The sequence below is a fragment of the Anaerosporobacter sp. genome, assembly GCF_031551385.1.
Taxonomy (GTDB): Bacteria; Bacillota; Clostridia; order Lachnospirales; family Lachnospiraceae; genus Anaerosporobacter.
On record NZ_JAVBNS010000112.1, the window covers coordinates 1 to 20686 of the forward strand.

The 20686-nt window shown below is 35.4% G+C and carries 24 protein-coding genes; 7 read left to right on the forward strand and 17 right to left on the reverse strand.

Going from position 1 to position 20686, the window contains the following annotated elements:
• Window positions 1-323: 323 nt before the first annotated feature.
• From RMR19_RS10190 to RMR19_RS10195, 3 genes are read right to left on the reverse strand one after another with little or no spacing between them, the layout of a single operon-like run.
• Entirely contained in the window at window positions 324-1523 is a 1200-nt protein-coding gene (locus RMR19_RS10190) for an MFS transporter (RefSeq protein ID WP_310603388.1), read from the reverse strand.
• Window positions 1520-1696 (reverse strand): hypothetical protein, encoded by a 177-nt coding sequence (locus RMR19_RS22165; protein ID WP_442871537.1) that lies wholly within the window; start codon window positions 1694-1696, stop codon window positions 1520-1522. Before RMR19_RS22165 ends, RMR19_RS10190 begins: the two co-directional genes overlap by 4 nt.
• A 19-nt stretch (window positions 1697-1715) precedes the next feature.
• Window positions 1716-2633, reverse strand: coding sequence for a DsbA family protein (locus RMR19_RS10195; RefSeq protein ID WP_310603389.1), 918 nt, complete (start codon window positions 2631-2633; stop codon window positions 1716-1718).
• Window positions 2634-2832: 199 nt separating this feature from the next.
• Here RMR19_RS10195 and RMR19_RS10200 point away from each other — a divergent pair, with 199 nt between their 5' ends.
• The 5 genes from RMR19_RS10200 to RMR19_RS10220 all read left to right on the forward strand — a co-directional run bounded on the left by RMR19_RS10200 (window position 2833) and on the right by RMR19_RS10220 (window position 7988).
• Window positions 2833-3270: a MarR family winged helix-turn-helix transcriptional regulator gene (locus tag RMR19_RS10200; protein WP_310603390.1), complete on the forward strand. Its 438-nt coding sequence runs from the start codon at window positions 2833-2835 to the stop codon at window positions 3268-3270.
• 315 nt (window positions 3271-3585) lie between these two features.
• On the forward strand, window positions 3586-4143 hold the full coding sequence (locus tag RMR19_RS10205) for a plasmid pRiA4b ORF-3 family protein (RefSeq protein WP_310603391.1): 558 nt from the start codon (window positions 3586-3588) through the stop codon (window positions 4141-4143).
• 2 nt (window positions 4144-4145) lie between these two features.
• A complete protein-coding gene (locus RMR19_RS10210) occupies window positions 4146-4811 on the forward strand; it encodes an ADP-ribosyltransferase (protein ID WP_310603392.1) in 666 nt (221 codons plus the stop codon).
• 47 nt (window positions 4812-4858) lie between these two features.
• Window positions 4859-6601, forward strand: coding sequence for a DUF262 domain-containing protein (locus tag RMR19_RS10215; RefSeq protein WP_310603393.1), 1743 nt, complete (start codon window positions 4859-4861; stop codon window positions 6599-6601).
• A 349-nt stretch (window positions 6602-6950) separates the two neighbouring features.
• Complete coding sequence (locus RMR19_RS10220; RefSeq protein ID WP_310603394.1) at window positions 6951-7988, forward strand: S66 family peptidase; 1038 nt, start codon at window positions 6951-6953, stop codon at window positions 7986-7988.
• A gap of 1390 nt (window positions 7989-9378) precedes the next feature.
• Here RMR19_RS10220 and RMR19_RS10225 read toward each other — a convergent pair.
• The 4 genes from RMR19_RS10225 to RMR19_RS10240 all read right to left on the reverse strand — a co-directional run bounded on the left by RMR19_RS10225 (window position 9379) and on the right by RMR19_RS10240 (window position 13183).
• Entirely contained in the window at window positions 9379-11133 is a 1755-nt protein-coding gene (locus RMR19_RS10225; protein ID WP_310603395.1) for a leucine-rich repeat domain-containing protein, read from the reverse strand.
• A 260-nt stretch (window positions 11134-11393) separates the two neighbouring features.
• Entirely contained in the window at window positions 11394-11630 is a 237-nt protein-coding gene (locus tag RMR19_RS10230; RefSeq protein ID WP_310603396.1) for a serine hydrolase, read from the reverse strand.
• Between the two features lie 113 nt (window positions 11631-11743).
• Window positions 11744-12139 (reverse strand): nucleoside 2-deoxyribosyltransferase, encoded by a 396-nt coding sequence (locus tag RMR19_RS10235; RefSeq protein WP_310603397.1) that lies wholly within the window; start codon window positions 12137-12139, stop codon window positions 11744-11746.
• A gap of 585 nt (window positions 12140-12724) precedes the next feature.
• The gene (locus RMR19_RS10240) at window positions 12725-13183 is read right to left on the reverse strand and encodes an NUDIX domain-containing protein (RefSeq protein ID WP_310603398.1); all 459 of its coding nucleotides are present in this window, start codon (window positions 13181-13183) and stop codon (window positions 12725-12727) included.
• Between the two features lie 547 nt (window positions 13184-13730).
• On the opposite strand from RMR19_RS10240, the gene RMR19_RS22020 reads away from it, so the two are divergent.
• The gene (locus RMR19_RS22020; protein ID WP_334308195.1) at window positions 13731-13790 is read left to right on the forward strand and encodes a hypothetical protein; all 60 of its coding nucleotides are present in this window, start codon (window positions 13731-13733) and stop codon (window positions 13788-13790) included.
• Window positions 13791-13869: 79 nt separating this feature from the next.
• On the forward strand, window positions 13870-13968 hold the full coding sequence (locus RMR19_RS10245) for a transposase (protein WP_310603399.1): 99 nt from the start codon (window positions 13870-13872) through the stop codon (window positions 13966-13968).
• Between the two features lie 136 nt (window positions 13969-14104).
• On the opposite strand, the gene RMR19_RS10250 is transcribed toward RMR19_RS10245, so the two are convergent.
• The 10 genes from RMR19_RS10250 to RMR19_RS10300 all read right to left on the reverse strand — a co-directional run.
• Window positions 14105-14248, reverse strand: a complete 144-nt coding sequence (locus RMR19_RS10250) for a hypothetical protein (RefSeq protein ID WP_310603400.1) — start codon at window positions 14246-14248, stop codon at window positions 14105-14107.
• Between the two features lie 118 nt (window positions 14249-14366).
• Window positions 14367-14930 (reverse strand): nitroreductase family protein, encoded by a 564-nt coding sequence (locus RMR19_RS10255; protein WP_310603401.1) that lies wholly within the window; start codon window positions 14928-14930, stop codon window positions 14367-14369.
• 219 nt (window positions 14931-15149) lie between these two features.
• Window positions 15150-16172 (reverse strand): PDDEXK nuclease domain-containing protein, encoded by a 1023-nt coding sequence (locus RMR19_RS10260; RefSeq protein WP_310603402.1) that lies wholly within the window; start codon window positions 16170-16172, stop codon window positions 15150-15152.
• A gap of 46 nt (window positions 16173-16218) precedes the next feature.
• On the reverse strand, window positions 16219-16569 hold the full coding sequence (locus tag RMR19_RS10265) for a DUF3841 domain-containing protein (RefSeq protein ID WP_310603403.1): 351 nt from the start codon (window positions 16567-16569) through the stop codon (window positions 16219-16221).
• Window positions 16570-16581: 12 nt separating this feature from the next.
• Window positions 16582-16716 carry a hypothetical protein gene (locus tag RMR19_RS10270; protein WP_310603404.1) on the reverse strand — a complete coding sequence of 45 codons (135 nt, stop codon included), beginning with the start codon at window positions 16714-16716 and terminating at the stop codon, window positions 16582-16584.
• A gap of 519 nt (window positions 16717-17235) precedes the next feature.
• Entirely contained in the window at window positions 17236-17604 is a 369-nt protein-coding gene (locus RMR19_RS10280) for a DNA recombinase (RefSeq protein WP_310603405.1), read from the reverse strand.
• A gap of 211 nt (window positions 17605-17815) precedes the next feature.
• On the reverse strand, window positions 17816-18571 hold the full coding sequence (locus RMR19_RS10285; RefSeq protein ID WP_310603406.1) for an EFR1 family ferrodoxin: 756 nt from the start codon (window positions 18569-18571) through the stop codon (window positions 17816-17818).
• Window positions 18572-18584: 13 nt separating this feature from the next.
• Entirely contained in the window at window positions 18585-19079 is a 495-nt protein-coding gene (locus RMR19_RS10290; protein WP_310603407.1) for an RICIN domain-containing protein, read from the reverse strand.
• Between the two features lie 78 nt (window positions 19080-19157).
• Window positions 19158-20018 (reverse strand): SDR family NAD(P)-dependent oxidoreductase, encoded by an 861-nt coding sequence (locus RMR19_RS10295; protein WP_310603408.1) that lies wholly within the window; start codon window positions 20016-20018, stop codon window positions 19158-19160.
• Window positions 20019-20128: 110 nt separating this feature from the next.
• A partial coding sequence (locus RMR19_RS10300; protein WP_310603409.1) for a TetR/AcrR family transcriptional regulator occupies window positions 20129-20686 on the reverse strand: 558 nt, incomplete at its 5' end.

Sequence of the window (20686 nt, forward strand, 5' to 3'; positions counted from 1 at the left end):
CCTGATTTCTTTAGTGCTATTATCTGTTTTTTAAAGTCATCTGTATAATTTTTAACTTTACCTGGCATAATATCTTCCCTTTCTTTTTTTATATTATACCATATCCAAATATCACTTGTCTAATATATTATAAACTATCCAAAGATTTGTTGGAACCGCATGCTGTAAGTAGCGTAGTACTCATTGCCATAACGACAATGATAGTTAATATTCGTCTTTTCATTTTTACCTCCCAAAATGTAGTAAGTTCGTTTTATTTCTTAACCACTATGCTCTTAAAACCAGTGTTCTTGCATCTGCCATTTTCTTTCTCCTCCAAGTTTTTATTTTTCTGCAACTTCCGCAGTGTCGGTTGTCTTTTTTCTCGATATGACAATATATATAACTAATGCTACTGCTGCTGGCACGACAGAAATCATATACATACTGCTATAACCAAATGTGGAAGCGACCAGACCGAAGACGATTGCCCCAAATCCGATTCCGCCGTCGTAGCCTGTAGAGTATGTTGCATTTGCTGCGCCAACACGGTTTTGAGGTGCTTTAATAATAGCCATTGTTTGCAGACTAGCTAGAGTGGCAGCATAACCCACTCCCTGTAATACAGCCGCAACTAAAAGCATTGGTAGCACAGTTGCTTGCGAGATGAGGACTAATGCAACAATGACACTAATTACACCGGGAATAACCGTTACATTAAATCCAAAGCGATCGATAACCTTTCCTAAAAATGGTCTAGAAATAATCATAGCTAAGGCATTGGCGGTAAAGTACATTCCTATATTTTCGATACCTTTTTCTGCGGCAAACAGAGATATGAAGCTAACAATGCCACTTCCCGCAAACGAAAAGAAAAACACAACGATTGTAGGAGCAAATGAAGATTTTTCAAAGAGGGCTTGCTTTTCATTGCGATTTTCTTTAGAAGGCACCTTTTTATATATTATCGCCAGTGAAATAAGCATTCCTATTGCAGTGCATATTGCAACTAAATAGAATAAATTGTCAAAATTGTATTTTGCAATAAAAAACAAACCTATTGCCGGGCCAATTGCAGTTGCCAAACTGATTGACAAGCTATAGTAGCTCATACCTTCGCCAAACCGTTTCTTTGGTATGTTATCTGACGCAATGGTACTAGATGCAGTGGTAGATGCACCCCAACCAAATCCATGGATAAATCTAAATGCCAAAATCATCCAAACAAAAGGAAACAAATTGTAAGACAAAATTGCTACTATTGAGATTATAACCCCGACAATAAATACACCTTTTCTTCCAAACTTATCTAAAAACTTTCCTGAAAAAGGGCGAATCATCAAGGCTGAAATTGTAAAAATACCATTGATTAGTCCTATAATAGAATCACTACCATTCATATTTTTTATATATACAGGTAGTGTAGGCATAAGCATTGTAAACCCAAAAAATATTAAAAAATTCATTATGGTTACTAAAATAAAATTCTTTGTCCAAAGGGCATCTGGTTTCTCTTTTTTGCTACTCATATTTTCGCTGTTCATAAAGTTTCGTTCTCCTTTTGAAATATCAATTCTACTTTCTTTGCAATTTGCTCATCCAAATCGCCTATATCAACGAGCTTCCATATTATTTGCATGGAATCTTCGTGGCTCAGAGCTTGTCGATAAGGGCGTTCTTCTGTCAGAGCTTGATAAATATCTAAAACACATAACATGCGTGATTCTAAGTCAAGTCTATTGTTTCGGTACGGATACCATTTGACATACTCCTGTTGCTGAGTCACAAGTACCTACATTAGACAGTGAATAAACAAAATAACTCTCGCCACACTCCTTCATTTGAAATAAGCCCGATTCCAAGAGTTGCTTTACAGCACTATCCAATGCTTTTCCGTCCAACGAAAATGCTGTCTGTATTTCAATGGCGGCTACACGCTTAAAGTATGTCACATACTCCGAAAGGGCTTCTAGTGAAAATTCTCTTTCATGCAAACGTATCTCACCATCTGTCAGATTCTCTATTGCCTTTTTGAGCGTGTCGTAATCCACATAGCCTTGTATCGTTCTACTCTTCTCACCATATTCTAGCTTCATTGTTGGGAACGCCCTTACGCCTGATTTTCGACATATGGCAATATCCATTTCCAAAGACTCATGTGCCATCCCATTTTTCAGATTCTCCAAAAACTTCTGTTGGTCTATTGGAAATTCTTTCGCCAGTTCTCGCAATACGTTTTCATCACTTGTATTTAAGCCGTCGCTATGAAAGCCCTCACGGATACGCCGTAGATAACGGTTTGCTATATGTTCATCTAAAAGCTTCATTGATGCTACAGCCCTGCAAGCGGGAAGGGATGTGACATCTTCGGGGCGGATTACATCCATATGCTTTATAGAAATCGGAATCCCTCCTCTATCTGCCGCCTCTTTAAAATGGCCCTTCATCTCTGTCTTTAGCTGAGCAAAGCGCACTCCCGAAAGTGAATCATCACCGATAATTTCTTTTGCATCTCCAACCAGTAAACCTAGAACGCTACGAAATTTTACCTGTTCTGGTATCAAGAACTCTATTTTCCGTAGAGCCGGATCCAGTGCATAGCACCAGATGCAGATAGGGTCTGTGTATTGCGTGATTGTCAGTTTTGTTTCCATATTTATCGTCCTCCTCGTTATTCTTCACTAGTTAGTGATATCTGCTCAAAAAAATTGTTGAGCATTTCAACTGGATTCAGTATATCACTAGTTAGTGAGAAATGCAAGAGGGTTTATAAAATAATTTTTTGCCTGTTGTATGTAAGTTTGCAAATAGGAATAGCTTGACAGAGTCACTAATTAGTGATAAAATCATTTTATGAAGAATATTAAAAATTTATTAGCTGAAAACAGAACTATTCTTTCCACTGCAATTGCATTTGGAAAGGCGCATCGCACAACTGAAACTGTATTCGACCCAACTCTTTCATCCAATGGACTTACTCCTGCACAGTTTGGTGTATTGGAGGCTCTTTATAGTAAGGGCAACTTGCGGATTCATGAACTGATTGATGCGGTACTTACGACTTCTGGGAATATTACCGTTGTCTTAAAAAACATGGAACGGAATAGTTGGATCTCAAAAACTCAAGACCACGAAGATAAAAGAGCCTGCATCATATCTCTGACAAAGGAGGGAACAGAACTCATTGAATCAGTCTTGCCTTACCATATAAAAGATGTTATATCTGTATTTGGAAGATTGACTGAAGACGAGCAGGCTACATTAAGGGAGCTGCTTAAAAAGCTTGAATAGTATTTTGCGAGTGATGACAAGTTCATTATTCTAAAGCATCGCAAGCTCATTTTCGTTTGCGATGCTTTTCTTATTTTAGAGTATTTTAATAATTGTTTATTCACCAATTTCAAAGCCTTTGTAAACTTTCCCTGCCCTATTCATAAGATTTGCAACAGGGGTCTTTCTAATCTCAAAATATATGGATATGTTCCTAGTAACGGGCGACTATGGGGTGTGTTGATAAATGTAAAATTTAGCTTTCTATTTAAAATAATATCCTTAATTGTACTATTTATGGTACAATAACTAAGAAAGCCATAAAGGAGTGAGTTTATGAAAGCATATGAATTTAAGATTACACTAATTGGTGCAAAACCCCCAATTTGGAGAAAAGTTGTTGTTCCAGTCGATATAACATTTAAGCGATTCCATGATACCATACAAATGGCTATGGGCTGGCAAGATTACCACTTATATGAGTTTGAATTTAAGGATTTAGATTTACGTTTTAGCAATGATGAAGAAAGATATGATGAAGATGCTCGTAAAGTTTCTGCTAAAATTGATAAATACATCACCCAAGTAAAATCATTTGTATATACATATGACTTCGCAGACTACTGGCAACACAAAGTTGAACTCACCAAGTCATTGGAAGATTATGCAGTTGGTTATCCACAAGTTCTGTCTTTTAAAGGAAATTGTCCACCAGAGGATTGTGGCGGTATTTGCGACTATGAAGATTTTCTCCTTGCTTGGAATGACCCAGAGAACGAAGAACATGAAAGTATTCGTGAATGGGGAACAGAACAAGAGTATGGGGATTATGATTTGGAGCAGGTGAATGGGTGGATGAAAGAGTTTCTAAAATTGAAGAAACTTAAGGCTTAGGTATGAAAATTGATAAAAAGATATTTCGAGAATTTACAGACTATACTACTGCGCATGATTGGGGTTTGAAAAATTATGCCGAATGGATTTCAAGGTTATCTAGAGAGTCGCCACAACAATCTGAAATAACCAGTAATTTAGTTTCATCCTATATAAATGCCGAGCATGATTGGGGGATTGCGGACGTATTATTTGGATATACAGGTTCAAAGAACATGATCTATAATCAAATCTTAAACGATGAAACAAACTTTGATGAAGGTGAAATTTTGCAATTTAGTAAAGAAATTGAGTTGATTGATAGCGAATTGCGTAAGTTTGCTCTGCCAGAAAATATAGTAGTAAGTAGATACACTCATAAATTTGCAGTGGACCAATTGTTTAAAAACCAGAAAGTCAAGGTCGGAGAAACACTTCAGTATAAGGGTTTTGTAAGCACAACACTTGTAGAGGATAAACTTAGAGAATTTGCTAAAAATCATAAATATAATTGTGTTTTAAGGATTTACTTAAGAAAAGGCATTATGGGAGCTTACATCTGGTTTGAGGATGGATTAAACGAAGCTGAATTTCTATTACCGAAGAATTGTACTTTAAAACTCTTAAAGAAGCGGTTTTTCTATAAAGGTCTTTTCTGGCTATATGAATGTGTGCTAGTAAGTCAATAGGTATTGACTGAATTTTAAAGTAAGAAGAAATTTAAGGAGGTATACAATTGTCATTTCAAACACCACTTACAATAAACGAAGTTATAAACGGAGTACACACGAAAAAATATCTTTTGCCATCTATTCAGAGGGAATTTGTGTGGAGCCAAGAACAGATAAAAACGCTCTTTGACAGTCTTATGAGAGATTATCCAATCAATGCTTTTTTGTTTTGGAAAGTGCCGAAAGAAAAAGCATCTGAGTTCAAATTCTATGAGTTTCTGCGTGATTATCATCAAAAAGATAACTTTCGCAATCCAAAAGCCAATATAAGTGGTAACGATGACATCATGGCAGTATTAGATGGTCAACAAAGATTAACCTCGCTATACATAGCGTTAAAAGGCACATATGCGACAAAACTTTCTTACAGACGGCGCGATGATAAACAAGCGTATCCTAAGAAAAAATTATATCTCAATTTGCTATGTAACTCAGAAGATAGCGGTCTCGAATATAACTTTGAATTTTTAACCGATGCAGAAGCGAGTGCGCATGATGATGGTAACTACTGGTTCCCTGTGGGTAAGATGCTTGACCTAAAGGAACAGGATGAGGTAAACGAATATCTTTTGGAATCGGGTCTACTGTCAAGACAAGACAAGGAAAAAGCCAAGTTAGCAAACAGAACATTGTTTAAGCTGCATAAAGTTATACATGTTAATCCTACAATCAGCTATTATTTGGAGAAAAGTATTGAACTGGACAAAGTTCTTAATATCTTTATTCGTGTTAACAGCGGTGGCACGACTCTTAGTTATTCTGATTTGCTGTTATCCTTTGCCACAGCACAGTGGAAAAATAGAGATGCAAGGGAAGAAATCAATGACTTTATTGCTGAAATCAATGAAATCGGACATGGGTTCAATGTAAACAAAGACATTGTACTTAAAGCAGCCCTAGTCCTGTGTGATATCGATGATATCACATTCAAGGTTGATAATTTCAACAGAACCAATATGCTTAAAATTGAAAAAGAGTGGGACAATATTACCAAAGCAATCCGGGATGCACTGACACTAATCAGTAGTTTCGGATTCAGCCGTGAAAATGTTACGTCCAATAATCTTATAATACCAATCGCTTATTATTTGAAAACAATCGGGTTGCCAAACAACTATGAAGTTTCTACAGGGAAAATACAGGACAAACGTAAAATTAAGAAATGGTTCGTTTCGGCACTGCTGAAGCGTGTATTTAGCTTTTCGCCCGATGGTGTTTTAAAACCGGTGCGTGAAATCATCAAACAAAACGGAAATAACGAATTTCCGCTAGATAAAATTATTGAGCGTTTTAAAGGGACTAACAGGTCGTTACAGTTCACAGAAGATGATATAAATAACTTGCTCTATTCAAAGTGCGGACAAGGCGATACGCTTGTTATCCTATCAATTTTATATCCGTGGGCAGATTTGCGACATAACTTCCATGTTGACCACATGTTTCCTAAAAGCGGATTTACACACAAACGCCTTTCAGCCAAGGGTGTACCACAGGGCAAACAAGATAATTTTATTAAAAACTTTAACTATATCGGGAATTTGCAACTCTTGGAAAGCATACCTAATATCGAGAAAAAAGACATTGATTTTGATAAGTGGTTGAGCAACATAAGTTCTTTAGATGAACTATCAGATTATAAGAAAAAGCACTATGTGCCAAATGTCGCACTTGATTTTTCAAACTTTGATGAATTTCTTATGGCACGAGAAGAATTACTTCTTAAGAAATTGAGTGAAGAATTGCAATAATACAGAAAATGTGTCGAATTAGTCCATTGCATACTTGGGAAATATAAGTTCATCAATTCTGTATCATCAAGAGTTGGGTCTTTTGTTTGAGTATATAGTTTTGATGTTTTTATAGCAATACAGGAATTCGCTAGTGATTTCTTATTTTGCATTGACTGGATTCTAACTCAAGTTATATCGAGGCAAGAAAAAACCTTGAAATCAAGCCTTTTGTCGTGTTAAACTATTACATAGCAAATCAAACCTGTTTCCTCGTGGCATGTGGAGAGTGTGGTCTTGATGACACAAAAATAGTCAACTTTATGCAATTTAGGAAAATTCAAATTATAAGGAAAGTAGGGCGAAAAAAATGAATCTTATTAAACCTCGAAAACTTCATAAAGGTGACACAGTGGCTACTGTGAGCCTTTCTTGGGGTGGTGCTGGTGATGTGCATTTATTATGGCGGTATAATCTTGGCAAACAACGTCTTCAAGAGCAATTTGGTTTAAATGTTGTAGAAATGCCTAATACACTAAAAGGTTCGGATTATTTATATAATCATCCTGAAAAAAGAGCCGAAGATTTAATGAATGCGTTTTCTGATCCAACTGTTAAAGCAATATTTTCCTGTATTGGTGGTGATGAAAGCATACGCATGTTACCATATATTGATTATGAGATTTTACGTAAAAACCCGAAAATATTTGTTGGGTATTCTGATACGACGATAACGCATCTGATGTGTTATAAAGCAGGTATTTCAAGCTTTTATGGAGCCTCTGTTCTAGCTGAATTAGCAGAAAATAATCAAATATACGACTATACATCACATTGGATAAAAACGGTATTGTTTTCCGAGCAACCAATTGGGGAGGTTTTTGCCTGTGAGGATTGGACAGGTGAACGAGTGGAATGGAGTATAGAAAATGCACAAGTCTCAAAGCAATTAAAGAAAAACCAAGGTTATGAGTTTTTGCAAGGCAACAGTGTGGTTCAGGGTCACTTATTTGGTGGATGTATTGAAGTTTTGGAAATGGCAAAGGGAACAGAACTTTGGCCTGGCACCCAAAATCTTAAGGATGCAGTGTTATTCTTTGAAACATCAGAAGATATGCCATCTCCAACTTACCTTGAATATTGGCTCAGGAACTATGCTTCTCAAGGAATATTGCAAAATGCGAAAGCCCTCATTTTTGGTAAGCCATATCAAGAAAGGTTTTATGATGAATATAAAAGATCTATTAAAAAAATTATTGCGGAACTAAATTTATATGATTTGCCAATTGTTTATAACATGTCGTTTGGACACAATGAGCCAATGTGCATATTACCTTATGGTGCAACGGCAGAAATAGACTGTATCAAAAAGACTTTTACAATATTAGACTCTGGAGTATGTAGTTAATCAATATTTTACATCTATTCTATCAACTCAACCCTACCCATAAAAAAGGTGTTATCTATTTTGTCAACTCACCCTATGGAATTGAAAGCCTACGTAATCTATTTCATCGCTTCACCGCACGTGGAAACCATTTGTTTACTAAGTCGTTAAATCACGGATATACAAGGATTTTAATTAACTAAATGGTGGCAATGCCACCCATTTGCCACCATTGAACTAAAATAATTATTTTTTATATGATTTAGATCGAACATTATTGAACAAGTTAAGAATAATAAGATTTTTTTAAACAAGAACTGTACCCTTGTATGATTAATACTTAGTATACCGTCTTTTTGCAATTAAATAGCTGTTAGGACTGACGCACAAACAGGATAGAGATAATTAAGATAAAATAATATGTATGCATAGGTTATAACTTTGAAGTTCATCTTAGTTACTTGTCTCTAAGACCTCCCCAGGTAAGAACGCAATCTTCCTCTCCATCTATCTGTCACATTTACACATTTCGTTTTCGAGTAGTTATTGGGCTTTGACTTGTTTGGCAGTCTTACCCACAAAATATGCCTTATATGTGATTTCTGTTCGTCAGACCAGAGATTTGCCCACGGACTTCCTTCAGATTCCACCTCACGATGGACACCCTTGTCTTAGGCTATGCACTTTCCACTACTAGGACGTGCTAGGGACTTTAACCCTTAAGATTGCGCCCATGCTGGGCGCACCAATAAAAACAACATAAATTGTAAATTTATGTTGTTTTTATATTGATAGTTATTTGAATTAGACTAAAAACAAGCAAATAATCATATTATGTAATACAAAATCATAGTAATAAATGGATAATATTGTTGTCAATGGATTTTTTGTCCATTTTCATGCATTTATCCTAAAATAGCTGTTAAGCGTCAAAATTTACTATTTACATTTCTTTTAAAATGTATTATACTAAAGGTAATCGGAGGTCACAGAGTAGAGGTCTGTGTTGCCACCAGAGAGTTTTTAGTAGCCTAAATGTCTTGCAGGACTAGGCTACTATTTTTTATGCTTTTTATCTTTTAATAATACTTTTATATGTACTATTAAGGCGATAAACGATATTAAAGTTGATATTGCTGTTAATATTAAATATATTAGCTCAAAACTTGTCATATCGCACCACCTCCTCTTTTGTGCGATTTGGTGGCAACACTTAAACTCTGGACTTTTCCGACTCCATTATAATTTTATCATGATATTGTTCTTATTACAAATAAAATATAATCATTTCTTCACTATGAAGTTTTTAAATGTTTCATATAGTCTGGTACTTGCAATACCCCACACACACTCGTCTTTAGAAGTTACAGTCCTAGCAGTTCTCAATTTCAAATGAGTCACCTCCTTTAAATCATATGGAAGCAAAAACTAATTTGTTTTTTGCAGCGAAATATTCTGCCGCACTATCTTTAACTCCATATATTACAGGTTTTGGAGATTGATAAATATTTACCGCATCATCATTGATTTTTTGTACGCTTTTTGGAATTACAATTTTTTTCAATTTTTTATTGTGACAAAATGCACTTGCATAAATAACGGCTTCACAATTGTCTTCGATCCACACTTCTTCTAAGGACAAGCAATTGCTAAATGCCCGACAGTATATTAGTTTTACATTTGGCGGTATAATCACACGCTTTATATATTTTAGATGATAAAAAGCAAATTCTCCGATTTTTTCTGTACAATCTGGTATACGGTATGTTTTAGAAAAAGAATGTCTTCTCATTGGGTAACAGGAGAGAGTGGTATAGTTGTCTGTTTGTGTATTAGGCTTAGCCTTTTGATACAAAACCCCATCTTTGGAAAAAATATTAGGGTTATTATCAGCCACATCAATGTGTTCAATAAGGTCGTTATCACAAAAGAACATATTTCCGGTAAAAGCTTTTTCAAAAGTTTCTGGTAAGTAAATGCTCTTAGGACAATATCTATAAAATATCTCTAAAGGACGCTCTAATATGCCACAAACAGTTAGCCCGTCTAATTCTTTTGGTAAAACAAGTTTTTTAGGTGTTTCGAGTATTCGCGTTATCGTTGCTTTCTGTTCAGTAAATTCACAATAGCCGAACATACCGCTTGTTTTCTCCGATATATCTCGTTTAATATAATTGGTATTTGTGACAGCTTTTTTTCGTGATAGTTTGCCGTCTATTAATTCGTAATTTGGACTATTCTCCGAAATCTCATATGTTACTCCATCAGGAAAACAATTCCACCAATCCTCTCTAAAACAATTTGTAATCGAAATCCACTCAATGCAATTGGGAATATTTATATGTCGTAAAGATGAATTGATAAATGCATCGTCTGAAATTTCCTTCAAGCCGTTGGGGCAAATAACTTTATCAATTTTCGTATATTCAAATGCCTTGGAACAAATTTTTGTTACTGTTTCAGGAATAAGAAAGACTTCAGCACTTTTTATGGCTGGATATTTTATTAAGCGGGTAATTTCCTTGTCATACAAAACACCGTCAACAATACATAAATATTCATTTTCAGTAGAAATATGTATATCTTTTAATTTTGGACAGTCATGCAGAGCACTATATTTAAAGCCATCTTTAACGCCTGCACCAATTGAGATACTTGAAAGATTCCTGCACTCATCAAAAGAATCACCATAAAGCATAGTGACGCTATCAGGAATTATCACATGGTTAATGAGAGTACCGCTAAATGCTTTTCCCTTTATTTCTTTAATAGAAACAGGAAATGTAATTTCTGTAAGTTTTGAATTTTCAAATGCACCACAACCAATTATTTCTAGTTTTGATGGGAGTTCGATTGTTGGAAATACATAAGAATTAAAAGCATTAGCTCCTATTTTACGAATGTTTTCTGGCAGAATAATTGGATTTTTCAATCCTCTGCAACCAACAAACACATCTTTTCCGATTGTTTCAAGACAGTGGGGGAGTATGATACTTTCAATTTCTCGGTGGTACGCAAATAATTTTTCTCCGAGTTTTGTTACTTTATATCCCAAAAGTTCACTTGGAACAACCACATCTGCAACGTTTCCCCAATAACTAAATAGCTCTGCATTACCGTTATCGTCAATATGAGCGTGAAAAGCTCCATCTTGTATAATTTTCATATATCCTCCCAAATATAAAACATCTACCTTCCTATGCCAACAATTCTAAAAGTTCCTTCACATCTTACAATGAAATCAGCACCAGCCGAAGATAATTCATTTAAGTCTCCATATCCATAAAGGACACCTATGCTATTTTTTCGTCATAAAGTTAAATAATATTATTTTTACAAACTTCGTTTATGATTTCACCAACTAAAGCCTTGTCTTGTTCCATGCCAGGTTCTGAATTAGTCATTACCGTAACGCCTCTTTGCTCTCTATAATAAACTCGTAATTTGCATTGCATTCCTACTCCCCAGCCTTGAGAAAAGAAATAAAGAAGTTATCATTTTACTTATAGAACAAGCATGGAAAACTGAATGCTCATCAACGCTTTTTAAAGTATCTTTTTCCAATATTCCGAATCCTTTATTCCACTGAATTTTTCCTTCATTGAAATATGTTATACTAGCACCCGGAACATTGTAATCACGCATTCTTTTTTGTATATCCAAAACTATCACTCCTATTCTAAATTTATATTTCATGTTGCTAAATGTAAATACATAAGGAATAATGTCAACACTTCCATTGTATCATTAGCGTAAGTGAAAAATGCTTATATTATTCAATTAAATTGTTTCAATTCAATGACCAAATCCTCAACTTTGCCAATGAAGTGTTTGACTTGTGGAAGCCAATAAAATGTTGATGTATTATCGTCGTTCTTAAAGTAGGTATCATCAAAATGGCAAATATAGACCACTTTGTTTAATGCAATTGCCATACCTAATTCAACATGTGTTCCTCGTCCCTGTGGAGTAAGAACAATGACTATATCTGCATTTTTCACACCATCATACTCTTTTTGTCCAACACTTTTCAATGTTTCAATATCAATTTCTTTAATTGTCCCATGAACCGTCCAATCATATGTATGTTCACAACCGTTGGCTTTTAATAGTTTTGCAAGTAATTGTACTTGCATGTAATTTTCGAGTTTTGAAGCTATATAAAATTTCATATTAACCCTCCTCTAATCTTAATTTTTTACATTAAATTAATTATTCTGTTTTACTCATTGTAGAAAATGCTTATAATGCATGCAATTCTTCAGTCAGTTTAAATTCCTTCAAATAATTCGTCAATATAAGTAAACAGTTCCAATGTTTTAAATATTCCTTCGCCCATAATAGCATTCCCGCCTGTACATTCCCTCATATGAGGGAATGATTTATTAGGTGCCCTTTGCGATATAAGGAATTCGCCGTTATCATTCTCATCCAGGCATAAATTACGAGGAGGTATTCGCCTTTGCACATGGGTTTGCCTCGCTCGGAACACGAACTGTTGTGTTTCCGTTTTTGTCCAATATATTCCCAAGTTCAGCCACTATATTTATTCTCCAATCGCGAGCAATATGCTCGCCTAATATAAATTTTATTCTCTTTAAGTTTGTTCAATCCGCGTCATCAACACAACACTTTCCACATGAGAGGAGATGATGGAATTGCTCTCTTTCCTACTTTTATCAATAAGGCGTGTTGACAAAATAGATAACACCTTTTTATGGATAGGGTTCAGTTGACAGAAAAAATGTAGAAAATATTCATACTCTGATTGCTTTGTATACTTCTTCAACTGCCCAAATTTGATGGGGTAAAAATAGCTTTTCTCTTATTTCTTCAATGGTAAGCCAAACAAGAAAATGGTCGGGTTCCGTAGGTTGAGTAACAATCTTATTAATTTCTATGTAATAAAAATAACCAATTCCATGAATGTCAGTTTTAGTTTCCTCAATAAAATGGTAGTAATCGCCTTTACAGATAAAATCTTTAGGTGTAACACTAAGCCCCGCTTCTTCTAAACACTCTCGTTTTATGCAATCAGCATGTTCTTCATCGTCATCAATTCCCCCACCAAGTAGAAAATAACCTTTTTCGCCGTTATAAAGATATGTCATTGTAACCGGCACTTTCCATTCATTGTCAAAGCCGATCCCATATGCTCCCTCACGTTCTTTATAAAGTGCATCAGGCTTTTTATCTCCAAATGTTTTTTCGATCATGTTTTTCAACCTCCACGTATGTATATTAATACAAATTACATCAATTCTATATTGTCAAGCAAAATAGGTTATACTTGATGTAATTGCATTTTGCAACACCTATTAAGACTCTGTCTCTATTATTTGAAACTTTTAGTTATGCTACTTAATGTAGAAACAATCTCTTTTCCAATATTGAGTTCTAATTCTTCATTGATTACGAATGACAATATTACTTGTGGGATTTCTAAAGACATATTCTTATGAAAAAGTTTGACTGCCATGTCATCGATGTTTTCAATAATAAATAGTATTGTAATTTACTTTTGCTCGCTTTGCCAGACTAGATATTGTAATTTTTGAAAATAAACCTTCTAACAAGCATTGTCCAGAAAGCTTCTTCTATTTTTTCAATAGCTGGCTCATCTTATATACTTATTTTGGGTCTTGCCATAATCTCAGTCTCCTTACTTTCCTAAATAAATAACTAGAATGTTTATACTAATCTGTCTATTGAATTATAATTAATTATATTCTGATTATATGTGAGTATAAACATGTAGAAATTATAAGTGGTGCAGTATGTGAAGACCATATACATCTATGTGTAAGTGTACCACCAAATTAAGTATTTCAGAATTTGTAGGGTATCTTAAAGTTAAGAGTGCATTAATGATATTTGATAAGCACCCAGAAAAAGGAAGCAAATGGGACAGAACTTTTTGAGCAGAGGATATTATGTAACAACAGTTGGTAATATCACAGAAGAAGCAATAAGGAGATATATAGAAGAACAGCAAGAATAATCAAAAAAAGAAGAAGCAAAAAGATAAGAGCCTCTTCTAGAGGCAGATGGTAGTAATGCTTGCGATGCCGGACTTTGAGGCGTGCAAGTAATAAGCCCTTATAGGGCTAATTTCAAACCACCACTTGAAGTGGTGGTCATGACTTAACAAGAGTTATAGCTTTTAACATATCCACGCACTCTAGTTCTGCAGCCACAGAAACAGGTACCCAACTCTTTATGTTCTTGATTTTTTCTTTTACGTCTGCTTGTTCAAATACAGTATATTTAGTAAAGTGCATAAAATTAAGGATTTCTACAAGTCCTTACGTTGTAGTCATATTATAGTCTCAACATGCAGTGAGTTGACAGAATAGATGTTATTCTTCCACTGTAAAAATGCTTATTATCATCATCATGTTAATTTATAAATGTAACTTTATCGGGATTTGGTAAATGTGGCACGGCTATTGTATTTGCATATCCAACCAAAATTCCTAAGCCACATTCATAACCCTCAGGGAATTTAAGTTTTTCTTTAAATTCAGAAGCCTTTGAGCCAGCAAAAGCCAATCCAGCAAACCCACAATATAGATTTGCAACTCCCAAAGACGTTGCAGCTATAGCCATGTTTTGAGCTACTATTCCCAAGTCAATTAGTTCAGCACCTTTGTGGTAATCTTCCTTTATCGCTATTAGAATCATGCAAGGTGCATCGTAAAACAACTTACCGCCTCGTGACATGATCCGATCATACATTGATTTGTCTTCCATGAGCGATAAAATCTTCATTCCCTCAGTCTCCATGTCTGAAATTAAATCTCTATTTTTTATCACAATGACTTGCCAACCTTGACGATTCATTCCGCTAGGAGCTTGAATCCCTGCTTGAGCTATTGCTTCTAGGAGTTCTTGTCCCGGAATCTGCTCATTAAAGTCTCGACATGAGAACCTTTCTGATATTACTTTTAATACTTCATTCATAACTATTCTCCTTGCAAAATATATATTTTATACATTTAGTTACCACTTTACATATGACATTAAGATAACACACTCCACGTTCGGTGAGTTGATGAAATTGATGTCTTTACTCCATAGAATTATGGGTAGTTATCGGAAGCATATCAATCGGAAAATCCGTGTATAGAGTTAGTTGACAGAATAGATGTTATTTAAGCATTGCTACTAAGAAAATAACAACTACTCTTCAAAAATTTTTAATCTTCTCGCTATCTCATCTGGCTCTGGCAGTAGATGTTTTAAATCATCTGGCAAAGACTTACTTAAACTGTAGGTTGCCACGCCTATTGGAACATTGGTCTGCTTCAGCGCATATTCAACATATGTTTTATCCTTGCTTTTACAAATAATTATTCCGATCGATGGATTCTCTTCTGGCAGTTTTACTTGTTCGTCTAATACCGTAAGGTACAATTGCATTTTGCCAGCGTATTCCGCTTCGAATTCTCCGATTTTCAATTCAATGGCAACTAAACTACGCAATCTTCTATGAAACAGCAACAAATCAATATATAAGTCTTTTGTGCCTACGGTCAAATGATATTGATTTCCCACAAAGGTAAAATCGCCACCCATTTCGATTAAGAATGCCCTAATATTGTTTACTAACTGCATTTCTAGTTCATGCTCCGAGTATTCTGGTGACAATTCCGCAAAATCAAAAGTGTATTCATCTTTTATTGCCAATTTAGCCTGTGCCCTTCGCTCTTTTGGCAATGTTAATTCAAAGTTACTTTGGTTTAGTAAGTATTTTTCATAGGTTTGCGTTTCAACAAAATTTGTTAGCACACGTTTAGTCCAGCCATATCTTATCGCCATTTGAATGTAAAATTCCTTTTCCAAATCGTTTTTACACTTTTCCATAATAACGATATTATTACTCCAACTGATTTCTCGCACCAGCGGTGCGAGTTTTTCAGAATCTTTATATGTCAAATAAAAATTTCGCATTCTCCATAAGTTTGCCGAAGAATATCCGTTGGCACCGGGAAAAGCATTTTGAAGCTCTTTAGATAAAATATTTACAATGGACTTTCCCCAGCCTTTTTCTTGCTGCTGTCTATAGATTTCTTCGCCAATCTCCCAATAAAGATTTATCGTTTCCGAATTCATCTTTTTAAGAACTTGGTATTGTTTCTGCTGAATCAAATCCTTTATATCATCAATTAAAGGCTGGTAATCAATCTTTGATATTTCTCCCATAATAGTTCCTCCAAAACTCACACCATGGTGCGAGTTTTATAATAATTCATTTTGCAATAAAAATCTCTGCTTTTTTAACCTGACTCGAATCCAGCTTCCAAAATGTGGCTTGTATAGATTTACTATCATTTTTGCCATACAGCCAACCATCATCTTCTCGCTTTAAATCAAAAACTCTATCCCAGCTTTGCGTAATTTTTTCACGTATATATACCATTTCATTTGATTGTATATTGAAATCTTTTAAATCATGCCAAGTGAACCCAAGAGATTTATACTCTTCCTCAAAATGCGCATCATCATATTCGTCAATTGGTAAATACCAATAATTTAGCACATAATGGAAGAGGTCAAAGTCTGAAAGAAGTACGTCCTTATCATCAATATCTATTGTCAACTGTACAATTTTTTATCCTCGCTTCGCATGACCGCCTTCTCGTATATCACGTCTTTTCCGTTTTCCTTCCCATTGATACCACGCCCAGACATCATATAACATCCTTATGGTCATCATAACTGATGGTTCCTCGTTCTTCAGTATCATGGCAATAACGATGCGAATGAAAGCTAGTACCTTTTCTATCTTCGGCTATAGTCTTAAGTACATTACCCACTAGGCAGCCTCCCTTCAAAATTATTTGTCTTCCGCTCCGCCAGACTTAACCCATCCATCAACTTCTTCAACCTTGAATTTCCAAAGCCGACCAATTTTGTGCGCAGGCATATTTTTTTATTGATCCACTTGATGGCCGTATCACGGCTTATTCCAAGGTAAGTACATATTTCAGTCATGGAAATCCATCTATTCTCGTTGCCCACATTTCCCATCATATTGGTCTTTCTAACCGTTTATGACAAATAGACACAAAAAACCTTATTATAGTATATATTATGATTTATGCTGTGTCAATCATAACAACCTCTATTATTGCTGTTTATTTGCGATTTATTAAGTTTAATGCTAATTCATAAGAAATGCTGTGCAATCACAACACCAACAAATAAAAATAAGACCTGACAGATGATAAATTTACCACCTATCAGGTCCCTTAGTATTTTATATTTAACACATTAATTCAACTTCTAACCCCGACTTAAAACCCACAGTCATTTTATCTCCAAGAACCTCAACCCGCTCCACTAACTGCCTCACCAACTTATCATCATATTCTATCATTTCACCAGTCTGTTCATCGAGAAAAGCCGTCATATCAGCGATTCTTTGTCGCTTGCCTTGGCGGTCTGCGTTATATTCCTGCATAGATTGTTTCGCTTCTCTCAAGCGGAATATTTCATTCACCAAGGCATCGTAATCTTCTTTTCTGTTTGCCGCTCGAACAATCTGCTCTTGCAGTTCCACAAGCTGGCTTTCAATTTCAGCGGTATCTTTATCAAATGCAACCCCAAGAACCGTGGCTATGTTTTTCTCCAAAATTGCTATAAAGCGCCGCTATCGGTAATCACTTGGTTTATCGCTTTCAGGAGATTGTTCTGTAAATCATCTTCAAGAATGGTAGGGGAGCCACAGCCGGAGTTTTTATCCTCAAGTCTGCCGACACATCAAACCAGAAAGACCGATTAAAGCTAAAAAAGTCAATGCTGCGATAAATGCAAAATACTTTTTCATTTATTATATGACCTCCCTAATTGCGGTTATTCGCCGTAATAATCTCATTTAATGATACATCGGGATTGCGCCAACGCTTGTTGCTTTTCTCATTTTTAAGATGTATTGCATTTTGAGGGCAATGGTGCAAGCAGGCTTCACAACCCGTACAGCGATCGCTAAACTGCACCTTACTCGTAACGGAAATATTTTTTGTCGGACATACTTTAACACAGACTCCGCACTTGGTACATTGGTCATTCACAATATATTTTTGGGCGCTTTTAGCAGTGTTTGATGTCAAAGGATCAATTATCGAGGTAAGTGCCTTAGCTCCCAAGGTCACTGGTGCTTTCAAATGTTTGCGACCGTTAATGTCTGTCACGATTTTCGCCGTCATTTCCTCAACTTTTTTCTTCGGTAGCTTTTCAATTTCTGCACCAATCTCAAAAACTGGCAAAAAATTATCTAACATAAACAGATGATTGACATAGTCAAAACGATAGCCCTGCTTTTCGGCCAGTTTTTGAACATAGTGCATTGCCGCACCGGGCATATTGCCATAAGTACCAATCGCAAATGTATAATCTGCTTCAAACTTTACCTTGCTTAAAAACTGACACACTATTTTAGGTGCTGCAAGGCTATAAATTGGAAACACTACGCCGATAACATCATCTTTATAAACCTTTTTGGTCGAATCAATGACTTGTGGAATAGAAATCATTTCTCCCCCAATACGTTTAGCAACGGCCAAAGAATTACCTGTTGATGTAAAATAAAAAATAATCATTTAACTGTCCTCCTTACATTGTTGGGTGTTGCTCAATTAGTTTCCAATGCTGTTCTAGCTTATTCTGCATTGGCATTAGAATAATAGATGAGTTGTTCTTATCATCTGAAACCGTAACATACAATTCAGAATCTTTTAGACGTATTAAGTATTCATCTTCTGATTGCCTTAAAAATTCCCAATACTGAAATTTATTTGCTTCAAGCGGTTGTTGCCATAAGGTCACACCCGATTCTAGCGCAGAAGATGACTGAAATGTCTTATGTGTGTACAGGTTTTTGAGAAGATAAGAGCCGTCCTCCAATTTGATAAACTGCCACGTCATACATTCCCAATTATGATGTTTGTACTGAATGATTTTCACCTCGTCGCCAATTCCGGCGTTAAATGGTCTAATATCCATACCAGTTTTTTTATTCTGTATGGCAAATGTATTAACTGTGCTTAGTTTTCGCTGATTATTATGATAAAGCCGCTGACCAAGCATTACCAAATATCCTAATGCCACAATACCAAAGACTGAAGCCGCTCCAATAAAAATTGCTTTCATAAAAATATTCTCTCCCTTCTTTTTGCTTAACTCTTGCTACTTCATATACGGTTCACAGACTTTCATGCAATAATCCCAAACGGCCTTTTCATCTGCTTCTGACCTAAACTTGCTTTTGATATTTTTCTCTTTGGACTTTCCATAAAACTTTCCTGTTATACCTTCTACTTCATTTGATGTAGCCATGTAAATACTTGTTGCGGCCGCTTTTTCAATAGACCACATCATTGGCTGCCATAAATAATAAATTATCTTCATCATCTTTTCTTGTGTAGATATGCGTCCAAGCTCTGTATTTGCTGACCCCGGCTCAACGGTGTTAAAAGTGATATTATGGAATTTATCCTTTGTTTGTTTTACGAATTGCAACATAATCCAATAAATATATAGCTTTGATAAGCCATAAGCCTTCGCCATTGAGTAGTTTTCTTTCAGCTCAATGTCGCCTAAAAATGGTTTTCCTCCTTGGCGATATGATTCAGACGATACAGTAACAACACGAGCCGATGGACTCTTATGCAGGAGGTCGAGCAACAAATGTGTCAATAAAAATGGTGATAATAAATTGATTGCCATAGTCTTTTCATGACCTTCGCTTGTTTCTTCTCTCACAGAACCAAATTGTCCACCTGCATTGTTAATAAGAACATCTAAATGATCGTATTTCGTCTTAATTGCATCAGCAAACTTCCTAACTTCGCTCAAAAGTGATAAATCTGCTGTTATCATATCAAGGTTGCTATTATTTGATTCTTTCTTGATTTCGTTAAAGGCTTTTTTTGTTTTTTCTGGATTTCTTCCGTGTAAGATAACCGTGTGACCTTGTTTCGCAAGAGCAAGTGCTGTTACTTTACCAATTCCGCTCGACGCTCCTGTAACTAAAATAATTTTTTTCATGACATATTCTCCTTAATTGTTTGATAATAGAATGTTCGTTTAATATATTTTTTAGAAAAAAGCACTTCAACTAACGCTCATACGCATGAAAGAGGATTAGTATAAAGTGCCTACTTCTTTATGGCATCCCAACACATATTAAAAACCAATTCATAATCAATATCTTTTGTTAACGCTTGCGGATGGCAGCTTTCTTTATAAATCTGTGTAATCGGATAAAAACAAAATCCTATCAACAGATCGACGGGAGCATTTTTCAAAACGCCTTCCTTAACGCCTCGCTCAAAAGCCAAAAATATCTTTTGATTTTGAACATTAATATCTTCGTACATTGCTTCAGAGATTAGCGGTGAACTTGAAGATTGATCAATGAAAAGGAAGTATTCTTTTTCTTCCTGCAAAAACTTAATCACATTCGAACAAAATCTTTTAGCAGACTGTTTGACAGTTTCACTTTCGTTTATACCTTTGCTTCCAGCAGAGAGCATTAACTTTTTTGCTTCAACGTAGACTTTTCTAAACATATCCTCCTTATTTTCATAATAGGTATACAGAGTCGAAGCAGAAACCCCTGCAACCTTTGCAATTTTGGACATAGAAACATTAGCATATCCGACCTCGTTAATCATTCGGATAGTTGCTGAAAAAATGGCATCTTTTTTGTTTTC

Excerpts from the sequence above, each read along its gene's own strand:
- RMR19_RS10190 (WP_310603388.1), bottom strand. The coding sequence starts at position 1,523 with ATGAACAGCGAAAATATGAGTAGCAAAAAAGAGAAACCAGATGCCCTT.
- RMR19_RS22165 (WP_442871537.1), bottom strand. The coding sequence starts at position 1,696 with ATGTTATGTGTTTTAGATATTTATCAAGCTCTGACAGAAGAACGCCCT.
- RMR19_RS10195 (WP_310603389.1), bottom strand. The coding sequence starts at position 2,633 with ATGGAAACAAAACTGACAATCACGCAATACACAGACCCTATCTGCATC.
- RMR19_RS10200 (WP_310603390.1), top strand. The coding sequence starts at position 2,833 with ATGAAGAATATTAAAAATTTATTAGCTGAAAACAGAACTATTCTTTCC.
- RMR19_RS10205 (WP_310603391.1), top strand. The coding sequence starts at position 3,586 with ATGAAAGCATATGAATTTAAGATTACACTAATTGGTGCAAAACCCCCA.
- RMR19_RS10210 (WP_310603392.1), top strand. The coding sequence starts at position 4,146 with ATGAAAATTGATAAAAAGATATTTCGAGAATTTACAGACTATACTACT.
- RMR19_RS10220 (WP_310603394.1), top strand. The coding sequence starts at position 6,951 with ATGAATCTTATTAAACCTCGAAAACTTCATAAAGGTGACACAGTGGCT.
- RMR19_RS10225 (WP_310603395.1), bottom strand. The coding sequence starts at position 11,133 with ATGAAAATTATACAAGATGGAGCTTTTCACGCTCATATTGACGATAAC.
- RMR19_RS10235 (WP_310603397.1), bottom strand. The coding sequence starts at position 12,139 with ATGAAATTTTATATAGCTTCAAAACTCGAAAATTACATGCAAGTACAA.
- RMR19_RS10240 (WP_310603398.1), bottom strand. The coding sequence starts at position 13,183 with ATGATCGAAAAAACATTTGGAGATAAAAAGCCTGATGCACTTTATAAA.
- RMR19_RS10245 (WP_310603399.1), top strand. The coding sequence starts at position 13,870 with ATGGGACAGAACTTTTTGAGCAGAGGATATTATGTAACAACAGTTGGT.
- RMR19_RS10250 (WP_310603400.1), bottom strand. The coding sequence starts at position 14,248 with ATGCACTTTACTAAATATACTGTATTTGAACAAGCAGACGTAAAAGAA.
- RMR19_RS10255 (WP_310603401.1), bottom strand. The coding sequence starts at position 14,930 with ATGAATGAAGTATTAAAAGTAATATCAGAAAGGTTCTCATGTCGAGAC.
- RMR19_RS10260 (WP_310603402.1), bottom strand. The coding sequence starts at position 16,172 with ATGGGAGAAATATCAAAGATTGATTACCAGCCTTTAATTGATGATATA.
- RMR19_RS10270 (WP_310603404.1), bottom strand. The coding sequence starts at position 16,716 with ATGATACTGAAGAACGAGGAACCATCAGTTATGATGACCATAAGGATG.
- RMR19_RS10285 (WP_310603406.1), bottom strand. The coding sequence starts at position 18,571 with ATGATTATTTTTTATTTTACATCAACAGGTAATTCTTTGGCCGTTGCT.
- RMR19_RS10295 (WP_310603408.1), bottom strand. The coding sequence starts at position 20,018 with ATGAAAAAAATTATTTTAGTTACAGGAGCGTCGAGCGGAATTGGTAAA.